27 protein-coding genes are annotated in these 23061 nt (G+C 45.6%); 14 read left to right on the top strand and 13 right to left on the bottom strand.

Going from position 1 to position 23061, the window contains the following annotated elements:
• Window positions 1-151: 151 nt before the first annotated feature.
• The 3 genes from GXP65_RS07755 to sodC all read left to right on the top strand — a co-directional run bounded on the left by GXP65_RS07755 (window position 152) and on the right by sodC (window position 2842).
• Window positions 152-1666: a catalase gene (locus GXP65_RS07755; RefSeq protein ID WP_162092461.1), complete on the top strand. Its 1515-nt coding sequence runs from the start codon at window positions 152-154 to the stop codon at window positions 1664-1666.
• Between the two features lie 95 nt (window positions 1667-1761).
• Entirely contained in the window at window positions 1762-2226 is a 465-nt protein-coding gene (locus GXP65_RS07750; protein ID WP_005429471.1) for an ankyrin repeat domain-containing protein, read from the top strand.
• Between the two features lie 103 nt (window positions 2227-2329).
• Window positions 2330-2842 (top strand): superoxide dismutase family protein, encoded by a 513-nt coding sequence (sodC, locus tag GXP65_RS07745; RefSeq protein WP_045374380.1) that lies wholly within the window; start codon window positions 2330-2332, stop codon window positions 2840-2842.
• A gap of 78 nt (window positions 2843-2920) precedes the next feature.
• Here the strand turns inward: sodC and GXP65_RS07740 are convergent, their stop codons facing one another.
• Together GXP65_RS07740 and GXP65_RS07735 are read right to left on the bottom strand one after the other, a co-directional pair.
• Window positions 2921-3574: a nicotinamidase gene (locus tag GXP65_RS07740; protein WP_162092460.1), complete on the bottom strand. Its 654-nt coding sequence runs from the start codon at window positions 3572-3574 to the stop codon at window positions 2921-2923.
• Window positions 3575-3605: 31 nt separating this feature from the next.
• Window positions 3606-4331 carry an NUDIX domain-containing protein gene (locus tag GXP65_RS07735; RefSeq protein WP_162092459.1) on the bottom strand — a complete coding sequence of 242 codons (726 nt, stop codon included), beginning with the start codon at window positions 4329-4331 and terminating at the stop codon, window positions 3606-3608.
• Between the two features lie 390 nt (window positions 4332-4721).
• Here GXP65_RS07735 and pncB point away from each other — a divergent pair, with 390 nt between their 5' ends.
• On the top strand, window positions 4722-6032 hold the full coding sequence (gene pncB / locus GXP65_RS07730) for a nicotinate phosphoribosyltransferase (protein WP_162092458.1): 1311 nt from the start codon (window positions 4722-4724) through the stop codon (window positions 6030-6032).
• A gap of 42 nt (window positions 6033-6074) precedes the next feature.
• Here the strand turns inward: pncB and GXP65_RS25480 are convergent, their stop codons facing one another.
• Window positions 6075-6257, bottom strand: coding sequence for a hypothetical protein (locus tag GXP65_RS25480; RefSeq protein WP_005429476.1), 183 nt, complete (start codon window positions 6255-6257; stop codon window positions 6075-6077).
• A gap of 227 nt (window positions 6258-6484) precedes the next feature.
• Between GXP65_RS25480 and GXP65_RS07725 the strand changes: the two genes are divergently transcribed.
• From GXP65_RS07725 to GXP65_RS07715, 3 genes are all read left to right on the top strand, one after another.
• Window positions 6485-6844 (top strand): acyl-CoA synthetase, encoded by a 360-nt coding sequence (locus tag GXP65_RS07725; protein WP_162092457.1) that lies wholly within the window; start codon window positions 6485-6487, stop codon window positions 6842-6844.
• 18 nt (window positions 6845-6862) lie between these two features.
• Window positions 6863-7210, top strand: coding sequence for a GlpM family protein (locus tag GXP65_RS07720; RefSeq protein ID WP_162092456.1), 348 nt, complete (start codon window positions 6863-6865; stop codon window positions 7208-7210).
• A gap of 220 nt (window positions 7211-7430) precedes the next feature.
• Complete coding sequence (locus GXP65_RS07715; RefSeq protein WP_005529633.1) at window positions 7431-7949, top strand: glycine zipper 2TM domain-containing protein; 519 nt, start codon at window positions 7431-7433, stop codon at window positions 7947-7949.
• Between the two features lie 69 nt (window positions 7950-8018).
• Here GXP65_RS07715 and GXP65_RS07710 read toward each other — a convergent pair whose 3' ends face one another.
• Together GXP65_RS07710 and GXP65_RS07705 are read right to left on the bottom strand one after the other, a co-directional pair.
• Window positions 8019-9110 carry a transporter substrate-binding domain-containing protein gene (locus tag GXP65_RS07710; RefSeq protein WP_162092455.1) on the bottom strand — a complete coding sequence of 364 codons (1092 nt, stop codon included), beginning with the start codon at window positions 9108-9110 and terminating at the stop codon, window positions 8019-8021.
• 196 nt (window positions 9111-9306) lie between these two features.
• Complete coding sequence (locus GXP65_RS07705) at window positions 9307-10215, bottom strand: DMT family transporter (protein ID WP_162092454.1); 909 nt, start codon at window positions 10213-10215, stop codon at window positions 9307-9309.
• A 94-nt stretch (window positions 10216-10309) separates the two neighbouring features.
• Between GXP65_RS07705 and GXP65_RS07700 the strand changes: the two genes are divergently transcribed.
• On the top strand, window positions 10310-11194 hold the full coding sequence (locus tag GXP65_RS07700) for a LysR substrate-binding domain-containing protein (RefSeq protein WP_162092453.1): 885 nt from the start codon (window positions 10310-10312) through the stop codon (window positions 11192-11194).
• Window positions 11195-11270: 76 nt separating this feature from the next.
• Window positions 11271-11657 (top strand): universal stress protein, encoded by a 387-nt coding sequence (locus tag GXP65_RS07695; RefSeq protein ID WP_162092452.1) that lies wholly within the window; start codon window positions 11271-11273, stop codon window positions 11655-11657.
• Between the two features lie 69 nt (window positions 11658-11726).
• Here GXP65_RS07695 and GXP65_RS07690 read toward each other — a convergent pair whose 3' ends face one another.
• Window positions 11727-12539, bottom strand: a complete 813-nt coding sequence (locus GXP65_RS07690; RefSeq protein ID WP_162092451.1) for a 5'-methylthioadenosine/S-adenosylhomocysteine nucleosidase — start codon at window positions 12537-12539, stop codon at window positions 11727-11729.
• 193 nt (window positions 12540-12732) lie between these two features.
• A complete protein-coding gene (locus GXP65_RS07685) occupies window positions 12733-13242 on the bottom strand; it encodes a copper resistance protein NlpE (RefSeq protein ID WP_012129984.1) in 510 nt (169 codons plus the stop codon).
• A gap of 200 nt (window positions 13243-13442) precedes the next feature.
• Here GXP65_RS07685 and GXP65_RS07680 point away from each other — a divergent pair, with 200 nt between their 5' ends.
• Window positions 13443-13673, top strand: coding sequence for a hypothetical protein (locus GXP65_RS07680; protein ID WP_162092450.1), 231 nt, complete (start codon window positions 13443-13445; stop codon window positions 13671-13673).
• 76 nt (window positions 13674-13749) lie between these two features.
• Here GXP65_RS07680 and GXP65_RS07675 read toward each other — a convergent pair whose 3' ends face one another.
• From GXP65_RS07675 to GXP65_RS07665, 3 genes are all read right to left on the bottom strand, one after another.
• Complete coding sequence (locus GXP65_RS07675) at window positions 13750-14991, bottom strand: glycine betaine/L-proline ABC transporter ATP-binding protein (protein ID WP_005529645.1); 1242 nt, start codon at window positions 14989-14991, stop codon at window positions 13750-13752.
• Entirely contained in the window at window positions 14984-15883 is a 900-nt protein-coding gene (locus GXP65_RS07670) for a proline/glycine betaine ABC transporter permease (RefSeq protein ID WP_005429511.1), read from the bottom strand. The genes GXP65_RS07675 and GXP65_RS07670 overlap by 8 nt, the downstream gene beginning before the upstream one ends.
• Before the next feature lie 88 nt (window positions 15884-15971).
• Window positions 15972-16964: an ABC transporter substrate-binding protein gene (locus GXP65_RS07665; RefSeq protein WP_005429514.1), complete on the bottom strand. Its 993-nt coding sequence runs from the start codon at window positions 16962-16964 to the stop codon at window positions 15972-15974.
• A 341-nt stretch (window positions 16965-17305) separates the two neighbouring features.
• Between GXP65_RS07665 and GXP65_RS07660 the strand changes: the two genes are divergently transcribed.
• From GXP65_RS07660 to GXP65_RS07645, 4 genes are all read left to right on the top strand, one after another.
• Entirely contained in the window at window positions 17306-17596 is a 291-nt protein-coding gene (locus GXP65_RS07660) for a DUF134 domain-containing protein (RefSeq protein WP_005452940.1), read from the top strand.
• Window positions 17593-18081, top strand: coding sequence for a NifB/NifX family molybdenum-iron cluster-binding protein (locus GXP65_RS07655; RefSeq protein ID WP_162092449.1), 489 nt, complete (start codon window positions 17593-17595; stop codon window positions 18079-18081). The genes GXP65_RS07660 and GXP65_RS07655 overlap by 4 nt, the downstream gene beginning before the upstream one ends.
• Window positions 18081-18287 carry a (Na+)-NQR maturation NqrM gene (gene nqrM / locus GXP65_RS07650; protein ID WP_038891744.1) on the top strand — a complete coding sequence of 69 codons (207 nt, stop codon included), beginning with the start codon at window positions 18081-18083 and terminating at the stop codon, window positions 18285-18287. The genes GXP65_RS07655 and nqrM overlap by 1 nt, the downstream gene beginning before the upstream one ends.
• A 101-nt stretch (window positions 18288-18388) precedes the next feature.
• Window positions 18389-18583 (top strand): hypothetical protein, encoded by a 195-nt coding sequence (locus GXP65_RS07645; protein WP_005429524.1) that lies wholly within the window; start codon window positions 18389-18391, stop codon window positions 18581-18583.
• Window positions 18584-18662: 79 nt separating this feature from the next.
• On the opposite strand, the gene fusA is transcribed toward GXP65_RS07645, so the two are convergent.
• From fusA to dgcN, 3 genes are all read right to left on the bottom strand, one after another.
• The gene (gene fusA, locus GXP65_RS07640; RefSeq protein WP_162092448.1) at window positions 18663-20681 is read right to left on the bottom strand and encodes an elongation factor G; all 2019 of its coding nucleotides are present in this window, start codon (window positions 20679-20681) and stop codon (window positions 18663-18665) included.
• 309 nt (window positions 20682-20990) lie between these two features.
• Entirely contained in the window at window positions 20991-21977 is a 987-nt protein-coding gene (dgcA, locus tag GXP65_RS07635; protein WP_162092447.1) for an N-acetyl-D-Glu racemase DgcA, read from the bottom strand.
• Between the two features lie 26 nt (window positions 21978-22003).
• Window positions 22004-23008 carry an N-acetyltransferase DgcN gene (dgcN, locus tag GXP65_RS07630; protein ID WP_162092446.1) on the bottom strand — a complete coding sequence of 335 codons (1005 nt, stop codon included), beginning with the start codon at window positions 23006-23008 and terminating at the stop codon, window positions 22004-22006.
• Window positions 23009-23061 lie beyond the last annotated feature (53 nt).

Genomic DNA, 23061 nt, shown 5'->3' with positions numbered 1-23061 from the left:
ATTTCATAGATTATCCCTATTAAATCTATCGTTATTTCCCATTAAACAAATGTAATCATTGAAGATATATTCTCGGTGGGCAGAAAAGAGCTTTTGAATACCCATTTGCCATATGAATGGCTAAATGGTTAGCACGCATTGGAGAGCAACCATGCAGATGTCAAAAAGCTTTTTATTAATTACAGTTGGCTTAGCCAGCACATCTCTACAGGCGCAAACCCTGACAAGAGACAATGGTGCACCAGTTGGTGATAACCAAAACTCTATAACGGCAGGTGAAAACGGCAGTGTATTACTGCAAGACGTCCATCTGATCCAAAAATTGCAGCGTTTTGCTCGTGAGCGTATTCCTGAGCGTGTGGTGCATGCTCGTGGTACGGGGGCTCATGGTGAATTCGTTGCATCTGGTGATTTTAGTGATCTAACGGTTTCCGCTCCTTTTACTAACAAAGGAAAGGTAACTCCTGTTTTCGTTCGATTTTCGACCGTTATTCACTCTAAAGGCTCACCAGAGACACTTCGTGATCCACGAGGTTTTGCAACCAAATTTTATACTGAGCAAGGAAACTGGGACTTAGTAGGTAACAACCTACCGGTGTTCTTTATCCGTGATTCGATTAAGTTTCCAGATATGGTGCATTCTCTAAAACCGTCACCGGTAACGAATGTACAAGACCCAAATCGTTTTTTTGATTTTTTCAGTCATGAGCCGAGTGCGACCAACATGTTGACTTGGGTTTACAGCAACCTAGGGACGCCTGCGAGCTACCGTACAATGGATGGATTTGGCGTTCATGCATACAAGTGGATCAATAAGCAAGGCGATGTGAACTATGTGAAGTTCCAATGGAAGAGCCAACAGGGTATTGAAAGTCTTCGTCCTGATGAGGTCACCGCTAGGCAGGGTAAGGACTTTAACCATTTGACCAATGATCTGTACGAGGAAATTGGGCGTGGTAATTACCCTAAATGGGATCTTTACGTGAAGGTGTTATCACCAGAAGCGTTGAGCAAGCTCGACTACAACGGCTTGGATGCGACCAAAGTGTGGTTGAACGTACCAGATAAAAAAGTCGGTACTATGACGTTGAATCGACTGCCTGAAAGTTTCTTTTTAGACACCGAACAGTCGGCATTTGCGCCTTCAAACCTGATTCCTGGTATCGAGCCTTCTGAAGATCGCTTGCTGCAAGGTCGCTTGTTTGCGTACGCGGATACACAGTTATATCGCTTGGGGGCGAATTTATTCCAACTGCCAGTGAACCGTCCGTTAGCTCCGGTAAATAACCACAATCAAAATGGTGTGAGCAACAATGCTCAGGCAGCAAATGGGGACGTAAACTACGAGCCAAGCCGTCAGCTTGAACTGGCAGAAGACACGCAGTTTAAAGCGGTTGAAACCAAGTTGGCTGGTACTGTTCAACAAAAAGCGATCAGCAACCCACGTAATTTCTACCAAGCGGGTGTGTTGTACCGCAGCATGAACGAGCAAGACAAGAAAGACTTGATTGCTAACCTTGCTGGTGATCTGAACAAGGTAATGGATAAAGACGTCAAGGCAACGATGGTGAGCTATTTCTATCGTGCAGACAAAGAGTACGGTACGCGCCTAGCAAAAGCGACCGACACAAATATCTCGCAAGTTAAAAACAAAGCGATGATGTAGGCGTAAAGTTTTGGCCTACGGGAGATAAATCTGCTCTTTTCTGCCCGGAAAACAGGGCTCCTGTAGGCCATTCTTGATTTGATGAGGGTGAGTCGATGAAAACACTATTTTTGCTCAGTTCTATTTTGTTTTCTCTGAGCTTGTCTTTCAGTTTGTATGCTTCTGAAGAAAAGCTAGAAACGGAATATCAATCTTTAGTAACGCTGTTCTTTGATGCTGCCCGAATTGGCAATAATGAAGTGGTTGAAGCCTTTGTTTCACAGGGCTTTCCAATTGATCAACGCAATAACCAAAGTTATACGGCATTGATGGTTGCAGCATACCAAGGAAATAGAGAAACCGTCCGTTACCTACTGGACGCTGGTGCTAATGCTTGCTTGCAAGACAAGCGTGGTAACACCGCATTAATGGGGGCGCTCATTAAGCGTGAAGTCGGTATTGCTAAGGACCTCTATCAAGCTGACTGCTCTCCAGAGCTACGCAATAAATCGGGTCTAAATCTAAAAGAATTTGCCGAAGTTTTTGGTCAGAGTGATGTTCTGAAATCTTTGGCAAAATAACATCACGCTTAGTTCTCCTAAGGGAAATTCGCGATGAAATAAGTAAAGAGCCAAGCATATGCTTGAGTTCAAAAAACAATACTAACAATAAGGATCTTATTTTATGAAACTAAGTGCTTTAATGGCGGCTTGCGTTTTGCTATCAGGTTCGGCTCTTGCCGATGGGTTAACGGTGGAAATGACCGATCTTGCAACAGGTAAGTCTGTTGGCGAAGTTGCGATCACGACTAGCGATTATGGTACGGTTTTCACTCCAAACTTAAGCGGTCTTCCATCTGGTGCTCATGGTTTCCATGTTCACGCTAATGGCTCTTGTGATAGCAGCATTAAAGACGGAAAAACAGTGTTAGGTGGTGCTGCTGGTGGTCACTATGACCCTAAAGGTACTGGTCAGCATGGATTTCCTTGGACTGATGGCAACCACTTAGGTGATCTACCTGCAATGTACGTAGATGCAAACGGCATGGCGAATCAACCTGTGCTTGCACCACGAGTTAAGCTAGCGGATGTAAAAGGTCGAGCGCTTATGGTTCACTTTGGCGGTGACAACCACTCAGATCATCCAGCGAAACTTGGCGGTGGTGGTGCGCGCATGGTTTGTGGCGTAATTAAGTAATCCCCCAAGCTTAGTACACGCAAAAACAAAAAAACGGTCCAGTTTTGCTGGACCGTTTTTTGTTATTCAGAGGGGGGACTAAGCGAAGTTTTCTACGATGATGTCATCTGCATTGTTAACAAACACCGCGCCTTTCTCTTCCAATTCAGCAATGACCGCATCGATAGTATCTGGCAATACCGCGCGGCTAGATGCTAGGTTCACAATCACTTTGAAACCTAACTCTAGAGCTTGAGTGACGGACTTTTTCACACAAAAATCGAGTGCCAAGCCACCAACAACCACGGTGTCGATGTGGCTGAATTGTAAGAACTCATTCGCACCGGTGGTTTTGGTATCCGCCATGTCATGGAAAAAGATGCCGTAAGGGTGGGCGTCTGGATCCATACCTTTGTTCACTTGGAAATCGTATTCCAGAACAGGTGGCAGACCGTCTAGCAGTTCTACCCCACTAGTACCAAGCACACAATGGCGGTTCCACTTAATATCCACATTGGGCAGGCCAACTGGCTCAAGCATATTTGCTGGCGTTTCTGCATCCCAAGCCGCTTTTGGTGGGTGCAAGTCACGGCTGACTAATTTCAAACGACCTTTCGTGTGGTTCTTAAGCAGCTCTGGAACGATTTCTAATGCGCCAGTAACTGGCAGTTCGTCAGGGCAAAGTTCGGTGAAACCTTTCTCTGGATCGACATCGATCACAGCAGTGGTTTGATAATTAACTCGAACGGTCATGGCAGACTCCTTGTCTGTCTCTATGCTTGCGTTAGCCACGCAAGCAGTTTTGGAAAAAGGTGACTTCGTCGTTTGCTAGGGTGTACACCATAGCTGGCTTACCGCCTTTGCCTTTGTTGGTAGAAGCGACTTTGTTGGTTGGCTTAAGTACGCCGGAATCAATCAAACGGCGTTTGATCGTCATTCGGCTGATGTCGATGCCGAACTCTTGATAGGCGGAAATGATGTCGGCAACCAAAAACTCTTTATCAAGTGCGAACAGCAGGACAGAGGTGTATTCGATAGAGGCGCGCAGCTTTTGCCATGCTTTTTCAATCATCTTTTGGTGATCAAAAGCGAGGGTTTCTTCACCATCAAGGATTGCTTGGAGCGGAAACCACTTCAGATGACATTCTGGTACGCCAGCGTTATCGATTTGCTCTTTGTTGTTACGGTCAACCAAGGCGTAGTGAGTGATGTTCAGGCTCCAATCCTCAGGATCGCGCTTTGGGTCACCATCGACAAAGGCTTCACTAAAGTGACGCGGATAGGTGTGGATTTTTTCACGGCAAATACGACGTCGTGCCGCTTCGAAGTTCTCGTCTGCTGGTCGTCCACCTTCGTCGGTCATGTCTTTATCAAACACGAACCCGCCGGGAAGAGCCCATACACCGTGGTACGGACGTTCCGGATTCGAACGTTTGATCAGCAACACTTCCAACCCTTTATCGGCGCAGCCAGATAGTCTGAATGGAATGATGTCGACGGTTACGATCATGATTTGGTCCTGAGAATAATTTGTAAGTAATCTAGCGCATAACAAGTAGTCAATCAATGGGTAAGTAACCGATTGTTAGAAACATGCTCATTGCTGCCTAGCGTTTCTCTTTAAGCAAGGGTGTGCTTATCTACTTAGGTTATCCACAATAACTGTCGGATTTTTGTACGTAAAAACCTTATAGAAATGAGTGGTTAGTAACAAAAGTTGACAAACTCTAAGTGGGTGTTTATTGTTTACGCAATTAAGTTAGTAACAACAAGTTATATACCCAAGTTTGCCTTGTTGAGAACTTTCCACCAACTTGGTTGGGAAAACAATAAGATGCGGTTTGTACCGTGCTGAGGGAATTTGGGTATAAACGAAAAAGGGCGTGTAGAAGGGCTCCGAATGACCACCAATTTATTTTCGTCTCGCATCATCCAAAGTGCGTTAGATTTTGACGTATACAAAGTGAATATGATGAGTGCTGTTGCAGCGCTATATCCGGATGCGATGGTGTCTTATAAATTCATCGTACGCAGCGAAGAAGACCTGTCTGAATTACTGCCAGAGGTGAAAGCTGAAGTACTTAAACTGCAAGACATCACTTTCTCCACTGAAGAAATCGAGTACATCAAAGGTGTTGCACCTTATCTAAACCCTGAGTTTTTTGATGCGCTGCACGCGTTTCGTTTTAATCCTCAACGTGACGTTTCTTTTAACATTAAAACCATGGCAGATGGTACCAGCCAATTGCGCATTACCATCAATGGTCTTTGGAAAGAAACCATTCTCTACGAAACCATCATCATGAGTATTGTGTCCGAAGTGCGTAGTCGTGCACGTTGGGCGGAGATTCCAGTCGAGCAATTCCAATCTGTTTTAGAAGAGAAGGTTCGTCACCTTAAAACAGAACTGAAACGTCGCAATATCACCAACTTTAAGTTTGCCGATATGTCGACTCGTCGTCGCTTCTCTTTCCAAGCGCAACGCTCAATGCTGAAGTATCTGAGCAAAGAGTTGCCTGACTGCCTTACAGGAACCAGCAACTACCACTTGGCGAAAGAGCTAGGCCTCACACCGATTGGTACTGTGGCACATGAATGGTTTATGGGTCATCAAGCATTGGTGAATGTTCGTGATTCACAAAAGGTGGCTTTGCAACGTTGGCAAAAGATGTTTAACGGCGCGTTAGGTATTGCGTTAACGGACACTATTGGCATTGATGCGTTCTTAAAAGACTTTGATGAAGAACTCAGTAACGCGTATGTGGGAGTGCGCCATGATAGTGGCTGCCCTTACACATGGGGCGAGAAGATGATCGAGCATTACCAATCGCTTGGCATCGACCCAATGACGAAAACCTTAGTGTTTACCGATGGTTTGAACTTCGATCAAGCACTGGATATTTGTGAGCACTTCCAAGATCGTGTTCAAGTGAGTTTTGGTATTGGTACGTCACTAGCGAACGACATGGGTGATTACGCAAACGCGCAAGGTATCTCATACAAGCCGCTGTCTATTGTGATTAAGATGGTGTCATGCAATGGCTCACCAGTTGCTAAAATCAGTGATGAGCCAGAGAAAGCGATGTGCGAAGACATCTTCTTTTTAATGAATTTGAAGCGTCGTTTTGAGCAGCCACTTGACCTTGACGAGTGCCGTGTACTGATCGACCGTCTAGAGGATGAAGGAGATAATTACCTCATCGACGCCTGATAAGAGAATTGAATGATTGATAAAAAGAGTGGTGCAAAGGCATCACTCTTTTTGTGCCTCACAAACTTCGTTATATTTGATCTCGCACAGTGCCCCACACTTTGTGCGATAAGGGAGACGTTTACTGCCTGTATTGGCACGAACCCTCTTTACAATAAGCCCCTCTAGGTCGGCACTCTTTAGGTGTTTTTCTCGAACCTTCTTCCAATAATCATCAAAAGCCATACGTCACCGTGTTGTCATTTTTATTTTTATAAATTTGTTATTATTCTATGCAACACATTCCAGTTTCTAATGTCAGAAAAATCCTAAAAATCGTTAAGTAAAAGGCGATTTGTTGTAATGCTCTCGTTTCTTGATTTTTAACTTCTATGGTTTCGACAAATTTATATCGGCAAACCTAGAAGGCGATTTGGTTATAGTACAAACAAAGATCAGGTCGGGAACTTACGATGAATTTGGTTGTGCATCTACAGAAGAAAGTGATTAACAAACACGGTTATGAGTGGGCGACGCGCCAAGCGTGGAAGTGTGGCATCAAAGCGAACCTTGTTAAGCGTGTGATTGGCATTTACAAGGGGCAAATCGTGTGTGTTGTTGAAGGTTGCCGCGCTGAACTGACGACACCAGTTAACAACCCTCTGCATGACGATGAAAAACAAGGCCGTTACGTATTTGTTGGCGGAATTTTCTGGGAGCCAAACAATATCATTGCTCCGGGTTTTCCTGACTTTATGTTTATGCACTTACGTAGCCTTAGCCATCGCCATAAGTATCTCACGGATGATGAATTGTTTTTAAGTTTGGCTTAAGCATTCTGGAAAAATCGGATGACGAGTCTCTTTCTTAAATCTTTACTCGGTGCAGTCGCAGTGTTGATCATTGCTATGCTGTCGAAGTCGAAAAGCTTCTACATCGCGGGTTTGGTGCCACTGTTTCCAACTTTTGCGTTGATCGCTCATTTTATTGTGGGCAGTGAACGAGATATGGAAGCCTTGCGGCAAACGGCACAGTTCGGTATCTATTCTCTTATTCCTTATGCCGCGTATCTGATTTCAGTCTTCTATTTTAGCTATCGCTTGAGCTTGGTTGGCACGTTAACAGCGGCGACACTTGTTTGGGTTATGTTTGCTTCGATGTTGCTTGCATTTTGGACGCGATGGATGGTGCCTGCGTAATTATTACCCATCCTTACAATGTAGTTAGCCGAATACTCATAGCTCACCCTGATGTGATCTAGCTCTGATTTACCGTGGCTTGCCTTTTTGCTGACGTTATCTTAATAAAACAATGTTTTTTAACCTGCTAATGACAGAAGGCTTAATTTGGCCTGATGTGAATTTCAGCCCGCGATTTACTATACCGCCAAGCAAAGATAACTGTACTGGGAAGTAATCCATGAATATGAAATCTATCGCAATCGCTGCAGCCGTTGTTGCTGTGCTAGCAGGCTGTAAAGATAAGACGCCACCGGCACCAACAGAAGCGAACATTACGCTTGTTGAAGCGGTAACTGAAACAGTGAAGAACCCACACCAAGTGTGTAAAGACGTGGTTGTGACTCACCAAGTTGCACCAAAAGATAACAACAAGATCCTTGGCACGGTTGGTGGTGCAGCAGCAGGTGCTGCGTTAGGTAACCAAATTGGTGGCGGTTCAGGTAAAGTGATTGCAACGGCGGCAGGTACTATCGCGGGTGCAATGGCGGGTCGCGAAATCCAAGACAATGTTCAGAAGGGTGATGTTGTGACATCAACTGAGAAGCAATGTCATACCGAGTACACGACTTCTGAAAAAGTAGTCGGTTACGATGTCACTTACGAAGTTGCTGGTGCGCCAACCACGGTTCGTATGAAGAGCAAGCCTGCAGGCAAGACATTCCCAATTCAAGATGGCAAAGTGGTTCTACCGCAATAATCGCCAACAAACTTGAATATAAAAGCCCTTTGCTTAAACGAGCAAAGGGCTTTTTTGATCATGCAGTAATTACTTCTCGACAAAATAGTCGACTAAGGTTTTGCGCCACTCTCTCGACTCTCTAATCTGCAATAATGCGCGATTGATCTCTTCCTCATATTGGTTGTTTTCGGTCATGATGAAACCGTAGTTTTGCTTTTCCAATTGGTAAGGTAACACTTCAAGGTTTTCAAATTGTCCGTTCTGTCTGCCGTTACCAATCATGTACTTTAGGACGACATCATCGGCGACAATTGCTTCAACTTCCCTATTTTCCAATGCTTCCAGCAAGGTTATCATGTCGTCGTAGCTTTTGTGTCGAATACCAAAACTGGTGAGCATGAGTGAAGAGGTTGTTGCTCCTTTGGCTCCAACTTGAATTTTGGCAAGGTCATTGACGCCTTTGATTTGAGAATATCCTTGGCTGAGCGTGAGCTTACTGGCTAACACAGCGGTAATACTTGCAATGAAGAGCATGCTAAGTACACCGATTAGGACAGTGACGATACGCCCTGTCAGGCTCTTAAACTCAAAATAATTGAACGGGCCGCGAGTGATGAACAGCAAGCCAAGTATAAAGCTCTCAACCCAGCGACCGATTCGACTGTTCATTGAATACAGCTTTTCATTCTTTCCTTTCTCTATGATGTAGAAAAAAGCGCCGACTAAGCCTGCTATCAATACAATTGCCCCAATGATCAGCCATAACGCAGGGTTCAAGAATATCGATTTTAAGGTATGTAGGTAGCCTTGACGCTTAACCGCGATGGCGAGGTGTGTTTCATAAAAGGAGTGAGAAAAATCGGCAAATAACTCTCGTTCTGGTGTGATCGATATACAGGAGACACCAATATCGACTTGGCCAGTTTCAATCGCACCGAGGAGATCGTCGAGAGGATGATTTTCAAACTGAAACTCTACTCCCATGTTTTTGGCAATTCGCTCCCATAGCTCAACGCTCAGGCCACTAAGTTCTTCACCAGTCGAATGAATAACAAAGGGAGGACAGGGATAAGTGCCGACTTTGAGAGGGGTAGCGAAGGAGGCTGAGCTAAATAAGACAATAACGAAAAGTGCGGAAGTGACAAAGTGTTGAAGTGTCGATTTGAATACGTTTTGCATGCACAAGACCTCAAATAAGAGGCAGCTGTGAATTGTATCGAGAGCGAGAGTCACCCTAAAAAAATAAGAATGTTCAGAAACAGAGGGGGGTGATGACGAATTCAGTACTGCCCTAGTTTTATTATTTACGTTTTTAACTATAGCAGTTGTTACCAAACAACAAGGGACAGTGAATTGCCCCTTGTTTCGGTGTCGTCTACGCCACAGGAGCTTGGTGGTGCTGTTGCTCTTCTGCGAGTTTGGCAGCTTGCGCTTGTTTTTGTTTGCGGCGTTCTCGTTTGGATAGCCAAATCAGTGGTACGACAATCATTACAGTACCAATTGCCATAAAGATATCCGGCACTTCACCAAACCAAATCAAACCAACGATTACTGCACCAATCAAGCCGCTGTATTCTGCGCTGGCAATTTTATTGCTATCGATAGAGCGATAAGCTAACACACAGGTTGCTGCATAAATCATGATGAACAAGCTCGAACCTGCCGCAATAGGGAAGGAACTCCAATCCCATGCTTCACCTTCAATAAACACTAACAACAATGATACCGGGATGCCGGCTAGGTTAGTCATCAAAAGTGTGTGTGGCACAGATTGGTTCTTTGGCAGTTTGCGGATCAGCAGGTTGTTGATCGCCAATGTGACTGCGACAACTAATGCCGATAGTGCCGCCCAATCAATCTGATCAGGACGAATAATCACAAGCACGCCTGCAAAGCCCATCACTGCTGCTGCAATAGATTGTGCAGAAAGTTTCTCTCCAAAGAAGATCGCTGCCAGTGGCAACATGATCAAAGGAGCTGCATAAAAGATCGCATTTGCCGTAGCGAGTGGCATCGACGAGATGGCAAACACCATGAAAATCGCGCCAGTTAACCAAACGTGCGCACGAACTGCATGCCACTTGAAGCCTTCCATTAATGGGGCTTGTTTAGTGAGCAAATACACGGGTAGTAACATCATCACAGCTGACAATTGTCGGTAAAACACAAACTGAAAAACCGGCACTTCATTACTGACACTTTTGATCAAAGCGTCTGAGAGCACCGCAACTAGGTTACCAACGATTAATAGCAGCATTGCTGCACCGACAGATGTGACTTTCACGTTATTCCTCTCCTCATTCTTTGCCAAAGAGTAGGTGATGTCATAGGATGAAGTGAAATGATATTTATTAGTTTAAGTATGAGATTTTTAGATAATGAAACTACCACCTCTTAGAGCGGTCCACTGTTTCGAATCTGTTGCGCGCAATTTGAGCTTTTCCCTTGCAGCAGAAGAGCTCAACGTGACCCAAAGTGCGGTGAGCCATCAGATCCGTATATTAGAAGACTACCTTGGTGAAGCCTTGTTTATCCGTCAGGGGCGTAAGTTATCGCTCTCGGATACTGGCTTTCGTTATCTTGAAGATATCAGCCCTGCCATTAGTGCGATTGCGATGGCGAGTCAAAAGGTGCGCGAAGGAGAAAAGGGCAGTCTTCGGTTAGCGATTTACAGCTCGCTGGCGGTGAAATGGCTGATCCCAAGATTGGCGGACTTTAAGCGTCAGTACCCAGAAATCGATCTCTCACTCAATATGGTCGCCGGAGATCCCGAACAAACCGACAGTGTTGGTGATTGCTTTATCACAGTGCAAAAGCCGAAGCGTAATTATAGGGCAGTACGCTTGTATGATGAGATTTTGTATCCAGTATGCAGCCTCAATATCTGGAAAGAAATTCAAGACCAACCTATGCCGAATGCGTTCTGGCACTATCCGATCCTTTCTACTGATTCTATCTATCGCGAACGAGGTAAAGATTGGGCAGAGTGGTGCAAAGCCGGTGGGTTTGAGCTGCCAAAAGACATTGATATGCAGCACTTCAGTCACATGTTGCTTGCTATCGAAGCCGCTCGTTACGACCAAGGCATTACGTTCGCTAATGACTTCATGTTGAATGAACGAGATAAAGCTCAGGATTTGGTCTATATCCCTTCGCATGGACTGGAAACGGGAGACAGCTTCTACTTCGTACACAAGAAGAATCGTGCTCGTCAGCCTGAAATCATCAAGTTGACTAACTGGCTTAAGCAACAGTGCTTGTAGTGTAATTGGAGTGATTGCTTCGCTGCTCTCCTTGTGGTGCTAGACTTAACTTAGGCAGGTCAGTTGGGAGAATATCATGAGCTACGCACACATTTTGGTGGCAGTAGATTTATCAGATTCGAGCCGAGCGGTAATCGAAAAAGCGATTGCGATGGCAAGAGATGCAAACAGTAAGGTGTCCTTTGTTTTCGTCGATCACGATAGAGTCGCGCTGGAATCAAAAGACGAGCAGAAGCTAATGCAAGAACTGCAAGTGCTAGCGGATCAGAGTGATTATCCAATTAGCGAAACCATGGTGGTGGTCGGGGATTTGCATATTAAGCTGGCTGGTGTTGCAAAGGAAAACGACATCGATTTGGTGGTTTGTGGACACCATCATAAGTTTATGAGTCGTCTGTTCTCTTCCATTCCTAAGTTCGCGAATGCTATTGAGGCAGACTTGCTCGTCGTATATTTGGACTGAGCCCTCACTCAAGATCACAAACGACAAAGGAGGCTCTGTGAAGCCTCCCTTTGCGATCATAAAAAGCGATTATTGCTTTTTGATCAGCGCTTTAATCACATCAATCGTGTATAGCTGGCAATCGACAGCGGTTTGCGGATCGAAGTCTTGCTTATGTTGATCGGTGTTCGACAGGATACGGATGCCAACGAAAGGTACTTGGTAAGCTTGAGCAACCAATGCCGCAGAGGATGTCTCCATTTCTTCAACAGACGTACCGTAGGTTTCATGGAACCAGTTGATGCGGTCTACTTCGCGGTTCCATTCGTCCGCTGAACCAATCAAGCCTTTCACAACTTTGCCTTTTTTGTATTCTTCAGACAAAGAAAGAGCAGTTTCAACCAATGCTGGATTCGCCTTGAATTGTTTGTGTTCAACAAACTCACCGTTTTCACGTAGACGCATGGTTACGTCGAAGTTCTGCCACTTCGTTGGATCAATGCCTTTGCCTTTTTCTGTAAATTCAGACTTGTAAGCGCCCATGTTAAAACTTGCTTCGCCAATAACAATGTCACCACGGTATAGCTTAGGATCGTGGCCGCCAGATGTACCCTGGTTAATGATGTATTTGGGTTTGAAGTGTTCAATCGCAATCGTGGTAGAAGCGGCAGCGTTCGCTAAGCCAACTTCAGTTCGAGAAACCACGACTGGGTAGCCTGCGATTTTACCTTGCCAGAAAGTCCAAGAACCAACGGTGGTTTCTTTCGCATCATCCAATTCTTCAACCAATGTACTGGTTTCAATATCCATTGCACCTTGAACAAGGATAGGTTGAGTTTGAGCGAAAACAGAGAAGGAAAGTACTGCAGGAACAAGTGCAGCGAAACGTTTAAAGATTTGCATACGACATACTTACAAATGAAAAAGATGGCGCAATCTACCAATAGCAAACGTTTGCGTCAATTGATGCCGTTGTTATTTTTCTCAATAAATGAAAATTCTTGATTGTCGTTCTAATTAACGAGAATGAAAAAATCCGAGCGGGGGAGGCTCGGATTGGGTCTTTATCAGGATGAGATGAAGTCGCTATTCAGCATTAAGGCATTTTGCTTAGGTTGTAGAATGACGCTAGCTCGCCTGTTGCTTTTTCGCCGTTCATATCCAGCTTCATTAGCATGTTTTCACCAACGAAGTACTGGTTTGGACCGGATTCATCAACTAATGTGATGGTGTTGCCTGATTCGTTCCAAGTGAACTTACCTTCCGATTTGATTGGGTCGCCTTCTTTACCCTCGTACAGTTCTACCAATGAGTAAGTGCCGTCTTCGTTCAGGGTTAGCGTGGTATCGATACCCGCGCAATCAGCACAAGGAAGTTTGCCTTTGTAAATGCCGTTCCAATCCAGCGCATTTTGCGCGTTGTGACCAGAATCAACAAAAGTATCTGTGGTGATCACTTGCTCTTCTTCAATCGGTGTTGCATCAACGGTGGTTTCAACTTCTGTTGCTTGAGGAACCTCAACCGCAGTTGTCTCCGCGGGTTTCTCATCCTGACAGCCTGCTAAGATAACGACTGCACCAGTTAGTGCTAATAGTGTCTTTTTCATAATATTCCTCTCTAAATCAACGAGTTGATATACCAAAATAATCTCGTTGCTTGTATGCTAAGGTCACTTGGGTATACCGTGATAATAATAGACCTGTTTCCTAAACCTGCGTCAGAACAAAGCAAACCATTGAACAGCCTTTGTAAGAAAAACTCTTTAACGTCAGTGGTTTGAAAATAAAATGGAATAGGAAAAGAAAAATGGAAGAATTAGTTATAGGTGCGCTTAGGATATTGGGAGCACTTATTCGTTGGTTATTAATCGAACTTTGTTTAGACAGAGTTGCTTACAGTATCGGTTACGCGGGATTGTATATTCTGACGTTAGGTAAAAAGCCGCTTCGTCCCGTCTCGACAGAAATGCAGGGACGGATTGTTCTGTTTGGTATCGTGTTGAGTCTGTTAATTTTCGCACTGCTTATATGGCTGTAGCGATAGCAATAACACCAATAGTAAAGAGACAACAAAGCAAACAAAAAGGCTCATCCGACGATGAGCCTTTACGGTATTAAGATGCCTTATCCATTACTGGAGGCGTTTTGACCTCCTTTGGCGGCGACACCTCTTCGGTATTATCAGTAAAGATTTCAGCCACGGCGCTACGTTCTAGTTCACCTTGCAGATTACCTTCGTCATCCACAACCGGCAGTGAGTAGTCACAAGACATGGTGTCTGGTAGCACTTCTTCAATTACGGAATCAGGAGAGACAACAGGCACTTCTTCGTAGATTTCTTCTGCCAGCTCTTGCGCGGCATCCGTCTTCGCGGCGTCTAGCAAGCTCTCTTTGGTAACAACACCTTGATAGCCTTCATCGGTCACGTGGTACGCGTAGTCTTGCTTCACGCGTTTCATCTCGACAAGGGCTTCTTCGATAGTCGTAGCTGCAATGCGATATGCTGGTGGCTGCATTACGGTTTCTACCGTAAGCGCTCTCGCTCGGTTTACGTCCTTAACGAAGGCTTCTACATATTCATCGGCAGGGTGCAGCAGAATCTCGTCTGGAGAACCTTGCTGTACTAACTCACCATCTTTCAAAATAGCGATACGGTCACCTAAGCGAAGCGCTTCGTCCAAATCGTGAGTGATAAAGATAATGGTCTTATGTAGCTTCTCTTGCAGTTCAATCAGCTGATCTTGCATTTCGCTTCGGATCAGTGGGTCGAGTGCCGAGAATGCTTCATCCATCAATAGGATCTCAGCGTCAGTCGCCAGCGCGCGAGCTAAACCAACGCGTTGTTGTTGGCCGCCAGAAAGCTGAGCAGGGTATTGGTTCTCGTAACCTTTGAGGCCGACTGTCTCCAACCATTCGTTGGCTTTCGCAATGCGTGCTTCTTTCTTGATGCCTTGGATTTCCAAGCCGTAAGCGACGTTGTCAACCACAGTGCGATGAGGCAAAAGGCCAAAGCGTTGAAATACCATCGACATTTTATGGCGACGAAACTCTTCCAACTCTTTTGAAGACAGCTGCATCACGTCGACGCCTTCAACCAAAATTTGCCCCATGGTTGGGTCAATCAAACGGTTGAAGTGACGAATCATGGTCGACTTACCAGAGCCAGATAGACCCATGATAACGAAGATTTCGCCTTTGTTAATTTGCAGGTTGATGTCTTTTAAACCGACGGTATGACCCGTATCAGCAAGAATTTGGTCTTTACTCTGACCTTGTTTTACTCGCTCGATGACTGTTTTTGGCTTTGGTCCGAAGATCTTGTACAGCCCGCTGATTTCAATAAGTGGCTTAGTCATGTTTGAGATCTCCTAAGTGTGCTTGGGTTCGCTTCGCGTAAGCCTGCGACGCACGGTCAAACAGAATCGCCAGTGCCACAATCGCTAGGCCATTAAGCAGACCAAGAGTGAAGTACTGGTTGGTGATTGATTTCAATACTGGCTGACCTAAGCCTTTAACGCCAATCATAGAAGCGATAACAACCATAGACAGCGCCATCATGATGGTTTGGTTGATACCAGCCATAATGGTTGGCATTGCTAAAGGTAATTGTACGCCGACTAAGCGTTGCTTGTTACTTGCACCAAAGGCTGTGGCGGCTTCAAGAACTTCTTTATCTACGAGTCGGATGCCTAAGTTAGTCAAACGAATTACTGGTGGGATTGCGTAGATAACAACCGCAATCAAGCCAGGGATCTTACCGATACCAAGGAGCATCACGACAGGAATCAGATAGACGAACGCGGGCATGGTTTGCATCACATCGAGCAGTGGTGTTACGACAGATTGCACACGATTTGAGCGCGCCATGGCAATACCAATTGGAATGCCGAGCGCAATGGCGAGCATGGTACAAACCGTGATGATGCTGAGCGTCCGCATCGTGTCTTCCCACATGCCAAAGTACCCAATCAGGATCAATGACACGAAACACGCGACAGCCAGTTTCCATGAGCGACTAGCGGCATAAACTAACGCAGTACACACACCAAGAATGATCATCCATGGTGTAGAAATGAGGAGTTTTTCGAACCAAACGAGAAATGAGAGAAGAGGGTCGAAGAATGATTCAATAAGGTCGCCGTATTCGCGAGAGAAATCGCGGTAGGCTCCATCTAAGGTTTTGCGGATGGCTCTGAGATCTGAGCGATCCATTTCTGGGAATTCGCTAAGCCAATTCGAGTCAGACATGTTTACTTCCTTTTCTTGCCGAGACTCAAGCGAGCCTCGGCATACAACAATTTTGGTATTCCTATACCATTTACGAAACGTCTAAGTCTTACAGTGCACCTTGCACTTTTTTAGCTACGTCTTGTGGAACCCATGCGTTCCAGATCTGCGGGTAATTTTCTAGGAAATGGAACATGGTTTCTTCACCGTCTGCTTGGTTGTCTTCCATCCAAGCTAACAGCTGGTTCATGTCCGCATTGGTGAAGCCACGCTTAGTGAAGTAGTCGTAAGCGGCTGGAGAGCGTGAAGCAAACTCCTCAGTCGTAATGGTATGAACTGGTGAAGGTGGGTACATGGTTGCTTTTGGATTTTCACAGTCTGTTTGTGTTGTACAGCTGACGAACTCTTTCTCATCAACGCCGCTACCAAAATCCACTTTTACCATGTCGTATTTACCAAGAACCGCAGTAGGTGCCCAGTAGTAGCCGAACCACGCTTCTTCACGCTCGTAGGCTTTTGCAATTGAGCCAGACAGACCGGCACTTGAACCTGGGTCGATGATGTCGAAGCCTGAGTCAGCAAGATTCATCGCTTTGAAAAGATTGCCGGCGCTAATTTGACAGTTCCAACCAGCAGGACAGCTGTAAAATGCCGATTTTGCTTTGTCTTCAGGATGAGAGAATAACTTCGCGTGCTTTTTCACACCTTCGATGGTTTTCATTTCAGGGTATTGCTTAACAAGATAGGCTGGGATCCAGAATCCTTCTTCACCACCATCGACGAGCGCTTTACCTGCATAGCGTAGGCGTTTTTCTTCGACACCTTTGTCTAGCGCGTCTTTAAGGCTGTTACTCCACAGTTCAGGCGCCACATCAGGCTGTCCTTTTTCAATCATTGATGTGCCTGTCGGCATGGTGTCGCCCGGGATGAGTTCGGCATCACAGCCGTAGCCGTGCTCAAGAATAAAACGGTCCACATTGGCAATCAGTGTTGCAGAGTTCCAGTTCATATCTGCAATGGTAACCGTTCCACACTCACTTGCGTTTGCGTTGGTTGCTGCTAGCGCACCAATCGCTAGTAGTAAGGGAGTTTTGTACGTCATATTGAGTTTCCTTTCTCTAAATAGCTCACTTAGGGTAACGAATTAATCATTAGTGTTCAAACTAATGTGTTGGGTGAATTATAGCTTTATTTGTTAACAATCGTGAAAACGAAGGTGAATGTTTGATGAAAATAGCCTCATGAATGAGAGGTTTTTTATCGACTCATGTCAATGAATCGTATGGTGGTTTGTATGTGTTATTGCATTATTGTTAGATGTCTAACGAATATTTCGCTGTTGATGAGATTTTTGCAAACTAAGATATTGGCATATGCTAAAAACTTTAATTGGCATATGCCATTAACGGGCGTAAGGTGAAGGTGTTTTGTAGAGAGGATGTGATGGCGAGACCAAAAATAGAAAGACGTATATGTGGACGTGCAGCGCACCATTGCTTTAAGCCCAATGGTGTACCGTTTTACGAGCTAGAAAAAGTCAACATATTGCCAGAAGAATTAGAAGCATTGCGATTGGCCGATCTGGAAGGATTGAGCCAGCAGCAAGCTGCCGACCAAATGGGAGTCTCTCGCCAGACCTTTGGTAATACGGTTAAAAGCGCGCGTTTTAAAGTCGCGAAAAGCCTAGTTGAGGGTCATGCACTTGTTTTTCCTGACCAGGAGTCAAACTCATGATTTACGCTATTCCGAATGACGGCGAACGCGTCGCCAATCATTTTGTTAAAGCCCCATACATTGCGATTTATTCCGATACGGAAGGGCTGTTGAAAAACCTAGCTAATATTGCTTCTATGCCACAAGCTGGCTGTAAAGCAAAATCTCAACTTATTCAATCTTTGCAAGAATATCAGGTGGATGCCGTGCTGGTTCGTAACATTGGTGAACGTGCGCTTGGTAAGCTTTTGAGCAGTGGTAAACAAGTCTTTAAGCTATCGACTCGCAGCTCACTGGATGATGTAATGGGTGTGCCTCGATCGCCATTAACGGTTGCGACGCAAGGTCGCCCTTCGACCAAACACGTCAAAAAAGGTGGTTGCGGTAGCAAAAAAGCGCTGTCGCTATTGATCAATCCTCAATCTCAATCAAAAAACACACTCATGACGTTGCGCCCGACTAAACTTAAAGCATTGGTTTCTTCTTACGTGAAAGAGGTGAAGTAATGGTTTGGTTGTTCACTTTTCTGGGGTTCTTAGCCATCATTTTGTTGATGTCACTGGGCGTGATCTTTCACAATAAACGTATTCAAGGCAGTTGCGGTGGCTTGAATAACGTTGGCGTTGACAAAGTGTGTAACTGCGAGACCACTTGTACAGAGAACGAACGCCGCCTTTATCAGATCCAAGAGCCAAGTTCGAAAGGTCAATAGATCCTAATATTGTCTAGAAGATCAAATTTTTAATGATGAGTTTTTGCGCATTTTTTGTTCAGTTCTACGCTTAAGATTCGTCTTAATAAAGGAGAACCAAAATGGCATTTATGAAGCAGGATATCCCAAACCGTGTAACGGTGTACCATGACAATGTCGATCAGGAACAAGAACTCAAGAATGCGATGTTGCCAGAGAAGCCACGCTATTTTAACGGTTCTCCTACCTATAAAGCCGACAGTGTAGAGCAGTTCCAAACCAAACTGGACCAGATTGGTATGTCGTTAGACAAATAGACCTCAACTGAATACAACAACGCCCTCAAGTTTCGAGGGCGTTTTTTGTTGGTGAAGTTAATTGTGTTAAGTCTTAGCTTTACTGTGTCGCTTCGTTGCAGACCTGTTTTTGTACTGCTGGTGGCGCTGGTTCGTAATGGCTGAGCGTCATGTTAAAACTGCCTTCACCGCCAGTAATTGAGCGCAGACGACGAGCATAATCTTGCAACTCGTTGACCGGAGACTTGGCTCTTAACATAGTGAAGTTCGCGTCGATAGGCTCAGTACCTTCAATCAGCCCGCGATTACCGGATAAGTCGCCGGATACATCACCCACATTCGCGGTTGGAATATGAAGCTCCATTTGCACAATCGGTTCGAGCACAATCGGGTCTGCGTTGTTGATCGCATCTAAAAACGCTTTCTTACCTGCGATGACAAACGCGATTTCCTTTGAGTCAACTGAGTGGTATTTACCATCGTAAACGGTCACTTCGACATCTTTGATTGGGTTGCCAGAAATTGCTCCTTCTTCTAGTGCTTGAACAATGCCTTTTTCCACCGCTGGGATCAGCGCGGTAGGAATCGCGCCGCCTACCACTTTATTGATGAACTTGAAGCCTGCACCGCGTTCGAGTGGGCGTACTTTTAATTGCACTTCACCAAATTGACCGGCACCGCCACTCTGTTTCTTATGACGATAATGACCCTCTGCTGGCTTGGTTATGGTCTCAAAGTATTCGACGCTTGGTTGGCTGGTCTCCACTTCCAATTTGTAAACAGAAGACATTTTCTCTAGCGCTACTTTGAGGTGGAATTCACCCTGACCACTGATGATGGTTTCATTAGTGCGTGCACGATGTTCGATTCGAAGAGAAGGATCTTCACTGGCGATTTTATTCAGCACATCTCCAAGCTTTTGCTCGTCGCCACGTTTAACGGGTTTGAGGCACAGTGAGTACATTGAATCTGGGAAGTTGAGGGTTTTGAGTTGTACGCCATCTTCTTCATGAGAGTCATGAACAATGGAATCAAATTCTAGCTCATCCACTTTGGCGAGCACGCAGAAATCGCCAGCAAGTGCCCTTGGGATCTCCGTTCTGTCTTTGCCTTGCAATTGGTAGAGGTGACCGACTTTAAATGCTTTGTTGCTTTCGCCGATGTAGAGTTGACTGCCTGCGTTGATTTCACCTTGGTAAACACGTAAGTAGGCGAGTTTGCCCATGTAAGGATCGACGCTGATCTTGTACACATGCGCCACGCTGTGCTCAAGTGCTTCACAGTTTACTTTGACCTTCTTGCCGTTTTTCTCCAACAGTGGTGGGTTGCCTTCATTTGGCATCGGCATGATTTCCGCTAGGGTTCTCAGCAGCAGTTCTACCCCTGCGCCTGTTTCGGACGACACAAAGCAGATTGGAATCACGTGTCCGGTTCTCAATGCTTCTTCAAACGGATCATGCAGCTGTTCTGCTGTCAGTTCGGAGCCTTGTTCGAGATACAGTTCCATCAACTCTTCATCAACTTCAATCACTTGGTCTATCAAGGTTTCATGGGCTTCTTCGACTTTGGCGAGCAAAGTGTCGCGTTCGATCTCTGGTTCGAAATAGCAATCTACGACCGATTGAGCATCGGCTGAAGGTAAGTTGATTGGTAAGCAATTATCACCAAAGTGTTCGATGATGTTTTCCATCACGGCTTCAAGTTGGTTACCGTGATTATCGAGCTTGTTGATGATGATCATCTGGCACTTTTGCTGCTCTTTAGCAAAGGCGAACAAGCGGTCAGAAGTTTGGTTGATGGGCATTTGTGGGTCGATGATCAACGCGGAAGTTTCAACGGCAGGGAACACGCTGAGTGTGCGTCCGAGTAATTCACTTTGTCCGGGAGTGTCGATGATATTGAGGCGGTGTTTGTTCCAACTTAGGGTGACTGGGGTGGCTTCGATACTGTGTTGATATTGGATGGATTGTTGGTCGAAATCGGTCACCGTATCGCCTTTTTCCACACAACCTAAATGGTTGGTAGCTTGGCAGGTGTAGAGCAGTTTTTCTATCAGTGTGGTTTTGCCGGTACCCGTTTGACCGACAAAGGTGACGTTGCGGATCTTATTGATAGGCATAGAGCCTCCTTGCAAATGACGTGCGAAACCGAGTGAGCCTTTAGCGGCCAATCAACGGTTCCAAAGCAAACCTGATATCAGGCACGAACTGCATTGGAGTAGGGCGGGTTTACCGCCTTTTCGTCTTCCATGTCATTTTTCGGATGACTCTGTACATACAACCACCACCTTGCTGAAAAAGCGCATTAGAGGTTACAACGGTATTAGCATGCCGTAATAACCCCGTAATTTATGTGACTTATTTCATGCTGACGGTGATTGTTTTTTAATCTAGGTCATGAAATGGGTGATGGCGTGATCACTGATCCTTTACAGGACGATTTCACCTTCTCGATATACCAAAGCAGGCTCAACATCCTGACCCAGTAAAACCGGACCATCTAAGTCGACCACTTTCGATTGGACAGCGATAGGTAGCGCTGCACGCATCGCCAGTGAAGTGCCTAACATGCAACCAGACATCAAGGTAAAGCCAAGGCGTTTCGCTTCTTCTGCAAGCAGTAGGGCTTCGGTAAGACCACCCGTCTTGTCGAGCTTGATGTTGACCATCTCGTATTTGCCTACCAATTCATGCAATTGCTGGCGCGTATGGCAACTTTCATCGGCACAAAGTGGAATAGGGTGCGAAATGTCTTTTAGCTTGTCATCGTCATTCGAGGGTAAAGGCTGCTCAATCATCGCAATATTCAGCGGCGCTAGCGCGGCAAAGGTGGCGTCTAAATCCAGTTCTTGCCATGCTTCGTTCGCATCCAGCACGATCATCGCATCGCCTGCCGTTTCACGAACTGCGCGAACACGTTCAATCACTTGTTCGCCATCGAGCTTTACTTTAAGTAGTTTTGCGCCTTGCTCGATGTAACTACGGGTCTGGTTTGCCATTGCCTCTGGCGTGTTAATCGACACGGTCATCGCAGTGACAATCGATGCTGGTAGTTCAAATAAATCTTGAGTGTGTTGCTTGCCCGCTAGCTTAGCTTGTAAGTTCCACATCGCGCAGTCGAGTGCATTACGTGCCGCACCACCTGGGAGAAGGGTTTGCAGCTTTTCTCTAAGGGAGACTATGTTCGCATCGCCTTTGGCAAACAAACCTTGCAGTTCATGGGCGGCTTGAGAAATGGCTTTGATCACCGATTCCACCGACTCGCCGTAGCGAGGATAAGGTGTACATTCACCTTGGGCAGTGATGCCGTTCTGCACTATGGTTACTCGCACCACGTGGCATTCGGTTCTGCTGCCACGTGATATACGGAAAGGTGTCGCCATCGCAATGGTGACGGGCTCTACATGAATTTTCATCGCGTCTACAATCCTTAAATCGCAACTTAAATCGCAATAATGTGTTGAGCAATTTGCTCTACGCCAAAACGCACAGGATCGGTCACTGGTACTTGGTATTTCTCAGTCCAGTCTTGGCAAAGCTGTGCGGCATCATCTTCACTGATTGCAGAAGTATTCAAGCAGATTCCGACAAGACGTGTGTCAGAGTTTGTTAAACGTGCAGCTTGTAAATTCGCTTCGATGGTTTGTTCAATAGTTGGCAGCTTAGCATGAGGAAGGTTGCGAATGTGCGGGCGACCGATCTCGTGACACAATACCAAAGCGTCTGCTTGTGCGCCGTGAAGCAAGCCTAAACTCACGCCAGCAAAAGAGGGATTGAATAGTGAACCTTGCCCTTCAATGATGTCCCATTCGTGGTCAGTAAACTCTGGGCTAATGGCTTCCACCGCACCAGAGATAAAGTCCGCGACAACAGCATCAATCGAAATACCAATGCCTGCAACTAAGATGCCCGTTTGACCTGTGGCTTTGAACTCAGCTTTACAACCAGCTTGCTGCAAGGCTTTCTCAATCGCGAGGGCCGAGAACATTTTTCCAACCGAGCAATCGGTGCCAACCGTTAGTAAGCGTTTACCCGAGCGTGTTTTACCATTGCCCACTTTCAGTGGTTCATCGTAATGGCGTACATCGTGCAACTTGGTTAAGCCACGTTGCTGTAAGTCGTTCAAAGGCGCAAATTCAGAAAGACGTTGGTGCATACCTGAGGCAATTTCAAACCCCATTTCCGCCGCTTCCAGTAACGTCGCCTGCCATGATTCAGGAATAACACCACCAGGGTTTGCTGTACCGATGACGAGCGTTTTTGCGCCTTGCTGCTGAGCTTGTTGCAGCGTCATGTCGGTTAAACCTAATGAAACGGTTTCTGACGTAAGACGGAGCTGACCTAAACAAATCTCTGGGCGCCATTGATGGATACCGCGCGCGGTTTTTGCGGCTAATGGATCGGTGACGTCGCCAAGAAAAAGTAGGTAAGGTTGAGCAATTTTCATGATGGTTCCCTCTGTCATTCGTACGTTTTCAGACAATGTAGTCAGTTTGAAGA

It is taken from the genome of Vibrio sp. LB10LO1, assembly GCF_010092875.1.
GTDB classification, from domain to species: domain Bacteria; phylum Pseudomonadota; class Gammaproteobacteria; order Enterobacterales; family Vibrionaceae; genus Vibrio; species Vibrio campbellii.
This window is presented reverse-complemented; position numbering and strand designations above follow the sequence as displayed.